The organism is Rummeliibacillus sp. GQ308 (assembly GCF_059759115.1).
On the sequence record NZ_JCAXDQ010000001.1, the window covers coordinates 2,190,428 to 2,203,288 of the forward strand.

Annotated in this window: 11 protein-coding genes and 12 tRNA genes; 3 read left to right on the forward strand and 20 right to left on the reverse strand. The window is 40.7% G+C overall.

Annotation, left to right across the window (positions count from 1 at the left end; translation table 11 throughout):
- Positions 1–54 precede the first annotated feature (54 nt).
- Positions 55–288 carry a membrane protein insertion efficiency factor YidD gene (gene yidD / locus AC6CHJ_RS10975; RefSeq protein ID WP_066789117.1) on the forward strand — a complete coding sequence of 78 codons (234 nt, stop codon included), beginning with the start codon at positions 55–57 and terminating at the stop codon, positions 286–288.
- A gap of 99 nt (positions 289–387) precedes the next feature.
- Positions 388–1,347, forward strand: coding sequence for a metal ABC transporter solute-binding protein, Zn/Mn family (locus AC6CHJ_RS10980; protein ID WP_249774621.1), 960 nt, complete (start codon positions 388–390; stop codon positions 1,345–1,347).
- Positions 1,348–1,389: 42 nt separating this feature from the next.
- Here the strand turns inward: AC6CHJ_RS10980 and AC6CHJ_RS10985 are convergent, their stop codons facing one another.
- Positions 1,390–1,824, reverse strand: coding sequence for a Dps family protein (locus tag AC6CHJ_RS10985; protein ID WP_066789125.1), 435 nt, complete (start codon positions 1,822–1,824; stop codon positions 1,390–1,392).
- 166 nt (positions 1,825–1,990) lie between these two features.
- Between AC6CHJ_RS10985 and AC6CHJ_RS10990 the strand changes: the two genes are divergently transcribed.
- Positions 1,991–3,913, forward strand: coding sequence for an FUSC family protein (locus AC6CHJ_RS10990; RefSeq protein ID WP_498288487.1), 1,923 nt, complete (start codon positions 1,991–1,993; stop codon positions 3,911–3,913).
- A 31-nt stretch (positions 3,914–3,944) separates the two neighbouring features.
- Here AC6CHJ_RS10990 and AC6CHJ_RS10995 read toward each other — a convergent pair whose 3' ends face one another.
- From AC6CHJ_RS10995 to AC6CHJ_RS11085, 19 genes are all read right to left on the reverse strand, one after another.
- Positions 3,945–4,511 carry a manganese efflux pump MntP gene (locus tag AC6CHJ_RS10995; RefSeq protein WP_147196098.1) on the reverse strand — a complete coding sequence of 189 codons (567 nt, stop codon included), beginning with the start codon at positions 4,509–4,511 and terminating at the stop codon, positions 3,945–3,947.
- A 98-nt stretch (positions 4,512–4,609) separates the two neighbouring features.
- Positions 4,610–6,046, reverse strand: coding sequence for an o-succinylbenzoate--CoA ligase (locus AC6CHJ_RS11000; RefSeq protein ID WP_147196100.1), 1,437 nt, complete (start codon positions 6,044–6,046; stop codon positions 4,610–4,612).
- A gap of 98 nt (positions 6,047–6,144) precedes the next feature.
- Positions 6,145–6,963 (reverse strand): 1,4-dihydroxy-2-naphthoyl-CoA synthase, encoded by an 819-nt coding sequence (gene menB / locus AC6CHJ_RS11005; RefSeq protein ID WP_147196102.1) that lies wholly within the window; start codon positions 6,961–6,963, stop codon positions 6,145–6,147.
- 12 nt (positions 6,964–6,975) lie between these two features.
- Positions 6,976–7,800, reverse strand: coding sequence for a 2-succinyl-6-hydroxy-2,4-cyclohexadiene-1-carboxylate synthase (gene menH, locus AC6CHJ_RS11010; RefSeq protein WP_147196104.1), 825 nt, complete (start codon positions 7,798–7,800; stop codon positions 6,976–6,978).
- A complete protein-coding gene (menD, locus tag AC6CHJ_RS11015; protein WP_498288489.1) occupies positions 7,788–9,515 on the reverse strand; it encodes a 2-succinyl-5-enolpyruvyl-6-hydroxy-3-cyclohexene-1-carboxylic-acid synthase in 1,728 nt (575 codons plus the stop codon). Before menD ends, menH begins: the two co-directional genes overlap by 13 nt.
- Positions 9,505–10,890 carry an isochorismate synthase gene (locus AC6CHJ_RS11020; protein WP_249774624.1) on the reverse strand — a complete coding sequence of 462 codons (1,386 nt, stop codon included), beginning with the start codon at positions 10,888–10,890 and terminating at the stop codon, positions 9,505–9,507. Before AC6CHJ_RS11020 ends, menD begins: the two co-directional genes overlap by 11 nt.
- A gap of 155 nt (positions 10,891–11,045) precedes the next feature.
- Positions 11,046–11,567 carry a TraR/DksA C4-type zinc finger protein gene (locus AC6CHJ_RS11025; protein ID WP_147196110.1) on the reverse strand — a complete coding sequence of 174 codons (522 nt, stop codon included), beginning with the start codon at positions 11,565–11,567 and terminating at the stop codon, positions 11,046–11,048.
- A 170-nt stretch (positions 11,568–11,737) separates the two neighbouring features.
- Positions 11,738–11,809 (reverse strand) — tRNA-Glu (locus AC6CHJ_RS11030).
- Positions 11,810–11,816: 7 nt separating this feature from the next.
- A tRNA-Ser gene (locus AC6CHJ_RS11035) sits at positions 11,817–11,907 on the reverse strand.
- 3 nt (positions 11,908–11,910) lie between these two features.
- Positions 11,911–11,987, reverse strand: a tRNA-Asn gene (locus AC6CHJ_RS11040).
- Between the two features lie 8 nt (positions 11,988–11,995).
- Positions 11,996–12,072: transfer RNA gene (locus AC6CHJ_RS11045), tRNA-Ile, on the reverse strand.
- Positions 12,073–12,076: 4 nt separating this feature from the next.
- A tRNA-Gly gene (locus AC6CHJ_RS11050) sits at positions 12,077–12,150 on the reverse strand.
- A 4-nt stretch (positions 12,151–12,154) separates the two neighbouring features.
- A tRNA-Phe gene (locus tag AC6CHJ_RS11055) sits at positions 12,155–12,230 on the reverse strand.
- Between the two features lie 19 nt (positions 12,231–12,249).
- A tRNA-Asp gene (locus AC6CHJ_RS11060) sits at positions 12,250–12,326 on the reverse strand.
- A gap of 3 nt (positions 12,327–12,329) precedes the next feature.
- Positions 12,330–12,406, reverse strand: a tRNA-Met gene (locus AC6CHJ_RS11065).
- Between the two features lie 27 nt (positions 12,407–12,433).
- A tRNA-Ser gene (locus AC6CHJ_RS11070) sits at positions 12,434–12,526 on the reverse strand.
- Between the two features lie 10 nt (positions 12,527–12,536).
- Positions 12,537–12,613: transfer RNA gene (locus AC6CHJ_RS11075), tRNA-Ile, on the reverse strand.
- Between the two features lie 7 nt (positions 12,614–12,620).
- Positions 12,621–12,694: transfer RNA gene (locus AC6CHJ_RS11080), tRNA-Met, on the reverse strand.
- A 21-nt stretch (positions 12,695–12,715) separates the two neighbouring features.
- Positions 12,716–12,791: transfer RNA gene (locus AC6CHJ_RS11085), tRNA-Ala, on the reverse strand.
- Positions 12,792–12,861 lie beyond the last annotated feature (70 nt).

Here is a 12,861-nt window from a genome sequence, read left to right on the forward strand (position 1 = left end):
TTGCAGTAAAATAAAGTAGATTAATCAATAGATTATAAAGGAAGTTGACATATATTGAAAAAAATCCTCATACTGCCTATTCGCTTTTATCAAAAAGTGCTATCACCATTAAAGCCACCTAGCTGCCGTTTTTACCCTACTTGTTCTAACTACGGAATTGAAGCTATTGAAAAACATGGTGCATTTAAAGGTAGCTACTTGGCGATTCGACGGATATTACGTTGCCAACCATTTTGTGAAGGCGGCTATGATCCAGTGCCAGAAGAATGGCCTCCGAAAAAGAATTAATTTTCGGGGCTTTTTTTATTGTATTTTCTACAGATATCTTGTATAGTAGTTATTGTTTAAAAAACAAATCGTAATGATTACTATTTATGAGGTGCTATAATGAAAAAGTTTTATATAATTTTTTTAGTAACGGTCATAGCTTTATTTACAGCTGCTTGTGGAACGACTAAAAATAAACAAGACACGGCCAATAAAAAGACGCTTAATATTTACACAACTGTTTATCCACTTCAATATTTCGCAAAACGAATTGGTGGAAGCCATGTGAATGTTTCATCTATTTATCCACCTGGCTCAAATGAACATACATTCGAACCAACGCAGCGGGATATGATGAATTTAGCAGATGCAGATTATTTCTTTTACGTTGGTTTAGGACTTGAAGGATTCGTTGAAAAGTCAAAAAAATCTCTTCAAAATGAACAAGTCCAAATGGTTGAGACGGCCGCACAGGTATCAAAAGACAAACTTGCTGTCAGTACCGGCAAGGAAGAAGACGAACATGAAGGAAATCATGAAGACGGTCACGAGCATGGCCAGTATGACCCACATGTTTGGCTTTCGCCAGTTATCAGCCAAGATTTAGCAAAATCTATTAAGAATGCTTTAGTAAAAGCACAACCTAAGAACAAATCTGAATTTGAGACGAATTATGAATCACTTGTTAAAGATTTAAACAAGTTGAATAACGATTACAAAACAATGGCAAACAATGCAAAGCATAAAACATTCTTTGTCTCACATGCTGCTTTTGGCTATATTGCAGGCACATATGGATTGAATCAAGTAGCCATCGCTGGTCTTAACTCCCAGGATGAACCATCACAAAAAACACTGGCTCATATTGTGGACCAAGCAAAAGAGGACAATGTACGCTACATTTTATTCGAGCAAAATGTTTCTTCAAACCTTGCTAAAGTCATTCAGAACGATATCGGAGCACAACCTCTAACACTCCACAATTTAAGTGTACTGACAAAAGAGGATATTCAACATAAAGAAGATTACTTTACATTAATGCAACGTAACATAGACACATTTAAAAAAGCGCTGAATTAATAAAAGATGGCCTCATCCAAAATTGGATGGGCCATCTTTATTTTATCCTAAGAATGCATTTAACATCCATACATGCTTTTCTAAGCTTTGATAAATGGAGTTAAGTAAATCCTCTGTCATATCATCATTTTCATTAGATGCTTCTGTCATACCAGCTTTCAAACTTTCCATAACTAGATTAAAATCTTTAATCAGTGTATCCACCATTTGTTCAGCTGTTTCGCTGCCTTGAGCTTCTTGGACATTCGAAATCTCTAGATGCTCTTTCATAGTTGCTACTGGTTTACCGCCTAGAGATAGAATACGTTCAGCAATATTATCCAGATGCTCTGCTGCTTCGTTGTATAGCTCTTCAAACTTGGCATGCAATGTGAAGAATGTTGGTCCTTTTACATACCAATGATAATTGTGAAGCTTTGTATATAACACTGACCATTGAGATACCAATTGATTTAATTGTTGTTGTAAATTAGACATAACGTACACTCTCCTAATATTAATTTCTTCTCGCGTTTAGTATTCCTTCTCTTTGAACAAATTAAACATATGAATTGTTCGTCTTAACTAATTTAAATTTGATATACTAAAGTAAGTGATAACTTTTTTATTACGAATTCAACAACATAGAGGTGTAATGTAATATATGTTTCGATTTCATTTAATCCAATGGGTAAAAGGAGCATTTGCCATAAACAAGACACCATTTCCACTGTCTCGGGCGCTATGTGCCGGCATTTGCTCTGCAACTCCAACTTTAATAGGCATTTTATTTAACCATTTTTCATACGGACTAATGGCCTCGATTGGCGGCTTTGCTTACTTGTATGTATGGAATGAACCTTATCTTCAACGAGCGAAGAAAATTTTCCTTGTTGCAGCCAGCTTTTCTGTACTTATGATGTTAGGTGTATTGACGTCCTCTTCGACTATATTATTTTCTTTATTAATAGGCCTTGTAGGAGCATTAGTGACTTTCATATTTGGTGCACTTAAAATACCTGGCCCTGCATCTATATTCTTCGTGATGATATTTTCAATGTCTTCTGCAACACACCCTGATCCCCATCTTGCATGGCTATACGGTGGCCTTGTAATGTTAGGCGGCATTTTTTCTTGGATAGTCGCTATGATTGGCTGGTTCTGGCATCCATATGGCCCAGAAACCAAAGCAGTCCATGCAGTTTATACAGAAATTGCAAGATTAATCGACAAAGTGGGCACAGATCAATTCGATTTAGCTTGTGAAAAAACGGTTCAGATCTTAAATAATGCAGATACCGTTTTATTAGCCGGCTATTCTCCTTGGCACAGCTCTCTTAGTTACAAGCGACTTTATCTGCTAAACAATCAAGCCAACCTCATTTTCTCAGATATTCTGGAACTTGTTGCAGATGGCTATACAAAACTCCCTAAAGAAGTCGGGCAGTCTGTCAAAGCTCTTGCTGACTTGATTGATAATCCCTCCTCTGGTGTAAAAACAATTTTACAACCTAAAGAAACGACTCAAAAGATCAGCGCTTTATTGTCAAAAATATATGATGCTGATGCTATTTTGAATAAGACTTTAAAAAATATAAATGCTGAATTAAACATATCTAAGCCTTCTGCATTTAAATCGCTGAGCCATGCATTGGACAAGGATTCCATTGTCTTTACCAATTCGATAAAATACGGCTTTGTCTTAATCATTGCTGCATTAATTGCATTCTCATTTGACTTTCAACGTTCATATTGGATTCCTGCTTCCTGTGCAGCTGTTATGATGGGCTCTACCATTATAAGTACTTTTCACCGGGCCATCCAACGATCACTTGGTACAATCTTAGGTGTATTGATTGCATCCGTTATTCTCTACAATCAGCCAACAGGTATCTTAGTGGCATTGTGCAGTCTTGTCTTTAGCTTTTTTACAGAATTATTTATCGTGAAAAACTATGCGTTCGCGGTTATATTTTTAACGCCAAACTCCATTTTAATTGCAGAGAATACAACACAGATCAATAATCTTTCTTTCTTTGCAACTACACGCGTGACAGACATTATTATTGGAGCGATTATTGGGTTAATAGGCGTGCTCCTAATCGGCAGACGAACTGCTTCAAGCAGACTGCCAAATATTATCGCCAAAACGATTCGTAGTCAATCAGAGCTACTGTTTAATTTATTTTCAGCTCAAACACAATACTCAGCAACAGACCGTACCAATAAAATGAGCAAGATGCAAATAAATATGACAAATCTTCGGACAGTCTACACGACTGCATTAGGAGAATTACCTAGCAATAAGACTTTAGATTTCTTATGGCCAGCTATCGCTTCGTTGGAGCAGCTCAGCTTCCATTTAAGCTCACTGAACCAGACATCCCAATCGGTCGTGTTAGAGGAAGAAAACTTATCAAAATTGCTCTATCTATTTGAATCCATGGCTAAAAACATGGAGCAACAGCAAATCACAGCAAAAAACAATGTACCTTTAATTAAGGGCTACGGCAAAATAAAAAAAGAAATTTTAAACCTTCAAGATGCACTCAATCTTTATCAAACTAGAGTCACAAATCAAACATAAAAAGCCTTCCGGATTGGAAGGCTTTTTGCCATTATATAAACAATTCAAAAATACCGATAAAAATAAGTAGTACACCTGAAAGGATAGTAGCCTTTCTGCCAATGACCGTCTTCGATATGCGCAAGCCAAATTCTCCGCCAATCGAAAAAGCCACAACAGAAAAAAAGCCGATGGATAAAACTGTCCAAATTGCCGAAATTCCATTGGCCCCTATCGCAATTCCCGTAGCCAAACAATTGATAGATAGTATAAGCCCAAGCAATGCAGCCTCTTTGAATGATATTATATTATTTTGATCTTTATCTATTTTATCCAGGTTGAAATCTTTTTTGGTTTTCAACAAATCATCGACAATCATATAAATACCTATCCCTACCAATAAGAAGCTCCCAATCATATCTGCAAGATGAGGCGATAAATAATGGGCTATGGCACTCCCAATCTTGACGGAAAAATACGTAACGGCCATAGATAAGAAGGCAATGGTTACATTAGAAAGCAAGGGAATTCTCGTTTTTTTTATGCCATATGCCAGTCCTATCCCTAAATTATCTAAATTAGCCGCAATGCCAATCAATATAATCGTTATCCAGTGCATCTCATTCTCCTTCGCATAGATAGGTATTGCCTATTTTATGCGATAAGACAGAAAGGAATTGGGCTGAGAAAAAGCTATAAAACACTTCCTTATTCACATCATATAAGCTTTGGCAATTCTCTCCGCAACAGCTTGTTCGCCCCATTGCGCGGTAAGTCCTTGACAATAAATATCCGCTTCGGCACTTTATAGCCCGCTAAATGTTCTTTACAGTAGATTAACAAATCTTCTTCGTCTATATTCCCTTTGGTAACGACAAAGCCATAAGGCACTTGACCCCATTTTTCATTCTCAATTCCGCAGACCCCTGCTTCTCTAACAGCAGGATGCGAGATTAATGCATTTTCAATTTCAGCTGGATATATATTTTCCCCGCCTGAAATAATTAAATCCGCACGACGATCAACAACAAATAGGTAGCCTTCCTCATCCAAGTAGCCAATATCACCGCTATGGAGCCACCCTTCTTGTAAGGCAGATTTTTCTTTAAATCGACCAATATAACCTGGTGTGACATGAGGTCCCCGAATCAGTATTTCGCCTTCCTCGAAAGGCTCATTTGCACCGTCAATCGAAATTTGGTTAAAGAACAGCGGCTTCCCGGCTGACCCAATTTTCCGCATAGCATCTTCACTGGAAAGAGTAGTGGTTTGTGAGGCTGTTTCTGTCATCCCATACGTTTGGGCAATCTCAATTCCAAGCTCCGCTGCTCGCTCCAAATAATCAATCGGTACTGGTCCTCCGCCCGCAAGCATCGTTTGAAAGCGTTCAGAAGCCCTCTCCCCACGATTTTCTAATTCTTCGATAATCCTTGCAAGTGTTACTGAGACAACAGACATACGCGTCACAGAGCCTTCTACTAATTGATCAGCCACCTTCTTAGCATCAAATTTTGTATAAAGCACAAGTTCCACACCGTGTAATATGCATTTACAAAACATCGAAAATCCGCTGATATGGAATAGCGGTACTGTACACAGCCACGCTTCCTCTTTTAATAGCCCCGTATTATAAAGCGATGACGTAGCGCTGGAAAGATGATTTCCTACCGTCTGACGCACACCTTTCGGAAAGCCTGTTGTACCTGAGGTATACATAATAGTCATCGTATCAGACTCATTCCATTCACTAGAAGGACTAAACACCTTCCCTTCAGAAGCAAAAATATCTGTGAAAGCATAAATTCTTGTATCACTAGAAGGCAGCTTATCAACCAAACTATCCTCCGTTAATATAGCTGATACTCTTGCATCCTCTATCTGATAAGCCAGCTCCGTTTTGCTTAAGCGTAAGTTTAACATGACCATTTCACATTGTAAGTGCATGCATCCGCCTATCATGAAGATTAAATCAGCTGTGGAAGAAGCATAGAGGGCAATTCGGTCTCCACGCATGATGCCAAGGGACACTAATTGTTTTGCAATGAGGAGAGATTGTTCATTTAACTCTTGATATGTCCATGATTTGTCTTGAAAACGCAATGCTATACGATTTGGCGTCAAGCTTGCGCGTTGGATGATCCAATTTGGAACCATGATTTCATTCACCTTCTCCGTTCTATTATTTTTATTTTACCACAGAAAAAAAGAGTCAACGTTTACGTTGACTCCTTAGAAAATGAGTACTCTTCGGTTTATGGGAAACGTGGGAATTGACCAAAGTCCGGCTTGCGTTTTTCTTTGAACGCATCACGGCCTTCTTTCGCTTCATCCGTTGTGTAATAAAGCAATGTTGCATCTCCGCCGAATTGTTGTAATCCTGCTAAACCATCTGTATCAGCATTGAATGATGCTTTTAGGAAACGTAGTGCAGTTGGAGATTTTTCAAGCATCTCTTCGCACCATTGTACAGTTTCATCTTCTAAGCGTTCGTATGGTACGACTGTATTGACTAGCCCCATATCCAACGCTTCTTGTGCATTGTATTGGCGGCATAGGTACCAAATTTCGCGTGCTTTTTTATGGCCAATGATACGTGCCAAATAGCCGGCACCATAACCAGCATCGAATGAACCTACTTTTGGACCAGTTTGTCCAAAGATAGCATTGTCAGCAGCGATTGTTAGATCACATACGATATGTAGTACATGTCCACCACCGATAGCAAATCCTGCAACCATAGCAACAACCGGTTTTGGAATCTTGCGGATTAATGTTTGAAGATCAAGCACGTTTAAACGTGGAATGTTGTCATCGCCAACATAGCCGCCATTGCCGCGTACTTTTTGGTCTCCACCTGAGCAGAATGCTTTTTCGCCTTCGCCAGTCAAAATAATTGCGCCGATTTTAGCGTCGTCGCGCGCACGTGTAAATGCATCAATCATTTCCGTTACTGTTTTCGGACGGAAGGCATTGCGCACTTCTGGACGATTGATTGTTATTTTTGCGATGCCATTATAAGATTCATATTTGATATCTTCGTAGACATGTTCTGTTACCCATTCACGAGTCATTAATGAGTCCTCCTATTCGTCTTCTAAATGTTCCTTTATTATTGTAGCAAAGATTTGAGGATTTTCCACATGTATTGCATGGCCAACAGCTGGCACGATATGATGCTCGCAAATTGGAAACTCTTCTTTCATCTCTATTGCTTTTTGAATAAATTTTCGATCGAGTTCTCCAGTCAGCATGACAACAGGTTTTTGAAAATGTTTAAGCTCATGCCAATAGGACGACTGCTTCCCCGTCCCCATTCCTCTCAAGCTATTGGCAAGTCCAACAGGTGATTGGTTCAGCCTTTCATCTCTTACTTGCTGTTTAATATCAGCTGGCAAATGTTTTTGTGATTCAAATAAAGGAATGGTCTCCCAATAATTCACAAATGCTTCTACGCCATCTTTTTCAATACGCTCTGCCAACTGCCGATCATTTTTTATCCGGGTTCTACGTTCTTCTTCGGTCTTTAAACCTGGAGAGGCACTTTCTAAAACTAGCTTTTTCACTTTATCAGGATACCTGATGGCAAAAGCTAGTGCCACTCTACCTCCCATGGAGTAACCAACCAATGTACACGTATAGATTCGGCGGGCTTCGAAGAATTCACGCAGCAACTCCACTTGTTCATCCATCGAGTAGGCCTCTACGCTATAAGGAGAATCCGTTAAACCATGGCCCATTAAATCAATTGAAATCATACGATACTTTTTGGATATCCATTGTTCAGTGGATTCCCAAGTCTTTGTGCTGCCTGTAAAGCCATGGAGAAAAACTATGGTCGTTTTTGCTTCCGGATTAACCACTTGATAATGGATATTCTGGCCACGAATACTTGTCATTACACTTGCCATTTCTTGTCTAACTCCTTGCCAATTGCATCCCAAAGATTACGATGTGCTTCTAAATTCTGCGCACGATTGGTGAACACTTCAATGATTCGTAACGTTTTAGCTTTCGGCCGTTGCACTACTTTCTTAAGTTCTTCCTTTGTATGGACAGGTTCGTACTCTGCATCATACATTTTTGCCAAATCAGCAAATTGAAGTCCTGAAGGTGTGCCAAATAGTTCCTCATAATGTTGTTCAACTGTCGATTGCGATAAATAAGAGAAGATGCCACCACCATCATTATTCATAATGACAATCGTTATATCACATGCTTGATATCGTGTAGCAATTAATCCATTGCTATCATGTAGAAACGCTAAATCGCCTATTAACAAATACGTATCCCGCTTTGTTGCCAATTGCGTACCTATTGCCGTGGATACAATCCCATCAATGCCATTTGCTCCTCGGTTAGCGTAAATATGAATATCACGCGAGGTTTTCGAAAAGAAAGTATCGACATCTCGTATCGGCATGCTGCTACTTGCAAATAAATTACTTCCATCTGGCAATGACTGAAATAAAACGGCTGCCATTGCCCCTTCATCAGTCTCTTCTAGCTTGTATGTTTCAACTTTAGCTGCTGCAGCTTCATTTGATTGTGTCCACAGATTTACATAAGCTGAATCTATATTTGCTGGATTGATGATAAGATCATTTAGCCACTGATCGATAGATGCCTGAATATGCATGGTTGAGAGGGAAAGCGAATCACGAAACATCGGGTCTTCATCTACTACCAAATAGGTACTTGGCTCACAATACGTTAAAAATTGCATCAATGGTTTAGAAACAGGCTGAGCGCCGAAGCGGATCACTGTATCTGCTGCTGCCATCTGTTTAAATGCATCATTTTTCAGCAATGCATCGTATTGATCAATAATATAAGCCTCGCAGTCTTCTGGCACATTCGCTCGCAATTGGGATAGACTATCAGCGAGAACAGGCCATTTTAGCCGGCGAACCAATTGCCACATATAGGTAATATCTGTGCGACCTGGTAATTCCCCAACAATAATAAACCCTTTTTTCGCTTGTTCAATGACTGTTTCAAACAAATTCATTGCATGCTCAGTTGGCTTCAATTGAGAGGATATGCTCTCTGTAAAGGAAGCTACTGGCAAATGTTCCGGAAAATCAATCAATAATGGCTCTCTAAACGGCACATTGACATGAACTGGTCCATATGGATGCGTGCTTGCAATAGCCACCGCACGAGCGATATGGCGCTCAATAAACGGCAATATCTGTTGTGAGTCATCTGGTATTGGAAAATCAACTGCCCATTTTACTTGATCTCCATAAAGATGAGTTTGCGCAATCGCTTGGGGTGCTCCTACTTCACGTAACTCATGCGGGCGATCTGCCGTTAATACAATTAAAGGCACACGTGCTATTTTAGCTTCTACAATCGCTGGGAAATAGTTTGCTGCTGCCGTACCCGATGTACATACAAGGACAACAGGTTTTGTACTAGCCTTGGCAAGTCCCAATGCAAGAAAAGCAGCTGACCGCTCATCCACTTGTCGATATAGCGTAAATTCTTTACTGTTGGCAAATGCATAAGCAAGTGGCGTAGAACGAGAGCCAGGGCTCACTACAACATCTTTTATGCCAGTAGCATGCAATGCACTCACAAGTTTATATACATAGTTATTTAAAATCTCTTTATTCGTCATCTAATTGACCCCCTAAAGCGCGAACCATTGGGCGGAATTTTACAAGTGTCTCTTCATACTCACTTTGTGGCGTTGAATCAGCTACAATGCCTCCGCCCGCATATAAAAAGGCTTTATTCGAATTTAATAATGCTGATCGTATTGCAACCGCAAATTCACCATTATTTCGATCATCCAGCCAACCAATTGGTGCTGCATATAAACCTCTGTTCATCGGTTCATATTGGCGTATCACTTCCATAGCGCGCATTCGCGGCACACCACCTAAAGCAGGAGTCGGATGCAAGGTTTTCGCCAATTGCAAAATCGTAGCTCCATTCTTTAAATGTCCCTCAACAGGTGTAAATAAGTGTTGGATATCCCGGATTTTTAATAGTTCAGGTTGGCTAGGGATTGAATAAGAAGAACAATTATCCTTAAATGTCTTGCCGATCATATCCACTACGTATTGATGCTCTGAACGGTTCTTCGCATCATTGTATAATTCAAGCCCTAAACGTTCATCTTCATCGCTTGATCTCCCACGTTTAATAGAACCCGCTATACATGATGAATATGCGTAAGCATCTTGCACTTTTACTAAACGTTCAGGAGAGGCGCCAAAAAAGAAATGGTTTTTATATTCTAAGCCAAACAGATAGCTATTTTGTTGTTCATTCATTAGCTGTGCAAGTACATTTGCTGAAGCAACTGGCTCTTGAAATTTCAAAACATGTGAACGCGCAATGACTACCTTGTCCGCTTCTTTCTTTTGAATAAGATTTGTTACTTGTTCAATCGATGTAAGGTAAGCAGCTTTATTGGGCTCTGTACTTTCAACCACTATTGGTTTAGCGTATTCCACTTTCTCAAATGTGTAGCTTGCACGGAGAAGTTCATCTCTTTTTTTGCAAAGCTTCTGAAACAGTCCTGCTTCTTCCCGTTCTGCTATATAGTTTGTGCTAATATAGCTGTGTCCGTTACGGATAATTAACTGGTAGGTAGCAGCTGCGAAAAATGCTTCTGGCACATCATCCCACTCGCCTGACTGTGTGTTGGCAGGATCAAATGTAAAACCTCCGAATAATACGGGTCTTACATTCTCCTCATTTGTGAGTACATGCTGCGTGAGCTTCTTCCATTGCTGGTCGACCTCTTCAAAACGTCCCTCATTTAATCCGCTTTCGATTATATGTGCATGGCCTAAGCCAACTAACGTAAAAGTTTGATCAGGATTTTGCCAGAAAAAACGTTGTCCAGTAAATTCTTCTTCACCCGCATGAAAAAAGGCTAATGCAGACAAAGAGCTAACTTCGATTGTTTCTGAGAAAAACTGCAGTGTTGTTTTTTCTGTATCCTTTTGGTCGCCGATTGTTGACGACAACTGATGATTCATGAAAATTACCTCCGTCAGTAGATCATTTATCTACTAAGTACATACTTCTATATATTCTATCATACAACTTTCATTAATTTTCGGCACTTATTTGCTTTTTTAATGACTAATCATGGAATTTGGACAAAACAAAAAGACTGCGTAAATGCAGTCTTTTATAAATCTGTATCATAAGTTCCATCAGATTCGCTTCCTTTATCAGATGGTGAATCTGATGAGCCATATTCTTCGACAACCAGAAAGCTATCTTCGCCGTCAACACGGTAATCCTTCAAATTACTCGGATGTGAAGTATTCCCTGTCAGAACTCCTTCTTCAACTGAACGTTCCGTTGTATCTAGTGTATCCTCCGCATGCTCTATGCAAGTCAAAGTTCTAGGCATTGCTTCTAAGCGTTCGTAAGGAATTTCTTTACCACACACTACACAGGTACCATACGTACCAGCCTCCATGGCCCGAAGCGCTTCTTTAATTTCTTCTTTTTGAAAGTCATGGAATTTATCCATTGCAAGCTCTGTTGCTTGGTCTGTCAGATCTGTCGCCTGATCAGCAGGATGGTTATCATAGTTAGAGAGCTCCGTTGATTCAAAAACCCTGTCATTATCAGGCCTTTCTTCAATACGTTTCAGCTCATCCAATAATTCATTCTTTAAATGTTGTAATTGTTGTTCGTTCATATACTTAGCCTCCCATTCTTTCTTATTTATTCCCCAAAAACAACTTTTCAAAGCCATTTTTCGATTTTTAAGAAAAGAAAAAAGATGAGATGGAAATTCTCGAAATATTGAACGGATTAACATAAAAATAAAAAAGTCTTTAGAACATAAACTGTTCTAAAGACTTAGTATGACCCCTACGGGATTCGAACCCGTGTTACCGCCGTGAAAGGGCGGTGTCTTAACCGCTTGACCAAGGGGCCAATTGTATGGCGGAGAAGGAGGGATTTGAACCCTCGCGCCGGTTGCCCGACCTACACCCTTAGCAGGGGCGCCTCTTCAGCCACTTGAGTACTTCCCCATATGGCTCCGAAGGCAGGACTCGAACCTGCGACCCTCTGATTAACAGTCAGATGCTGCTACCAACTGAGCTACTTCGGAATAATAAATGGTGGGCCTAAATGGACTCGAACCATCGACCTCACGCTTATCAGGCGTGCGCTCTAACCAGCTGAGCTATAGGCCCATTTTGGAGCGGGTGAGGAGAATCGAACTCCCGACAACAGCTTGGAAGGCTGTGGTTTTACCACTAAACTACACCCGCATCATGGTGGGTCGGGACAGAATCGAACTGCCGACACTTAGAGCTTCAATCTAATGCTCTACCAACTGAGCTACCGACCCATAATGCTTTTGAAAAAAATGGCGGTCCGGACGGGACTCGAACCCGCGACCTCCTGCGTGACAGGCAGGCATTCTAACCAGCTGAACTACCGGACCATTTGGTTGCGGGGGCAGGATTTGAACCTGCGACCTTCGGGTTATGAGCCCGACGAGCTACCGAACTGCTCCACCCCGCGATAATGTTATATATTATTTTGTGATAATGGAGGAGGAAGAGGGATTCGAACCCCCGCGCGGTTTGACCCGCCTGTCGGTTTTCAAGACCGATCCCTTCAGCCAGACTTGGGTATTCCTCCGATATTTAAATGGTGGACCTTGCAGGACTCGAACCTGCGACCGGACGGTTATGAGCCGTCTGCTCTAACCAACTGAGCTAAAGGTCCTTTAATATGGCGGCCGAGGGGATCGAACCCCCGACCTTACGGGTATGAACCGTACGCTCTAGCCAGCTGAGCTAGGCCGCCATGATATTATATTTTAAAATTTGGTGGAGCCTAGCGGGATCGAACCGCTGACCTCCTGCGTGCAAGGCAGGCGCTCTCCCAGCTGAGCTAAGGCCCCAAATTAATTTTTTTAATGGTCGGGAAGACAGGATTCGAACCTGCGACCCCTTGGTCCCAAACCAAGTGCT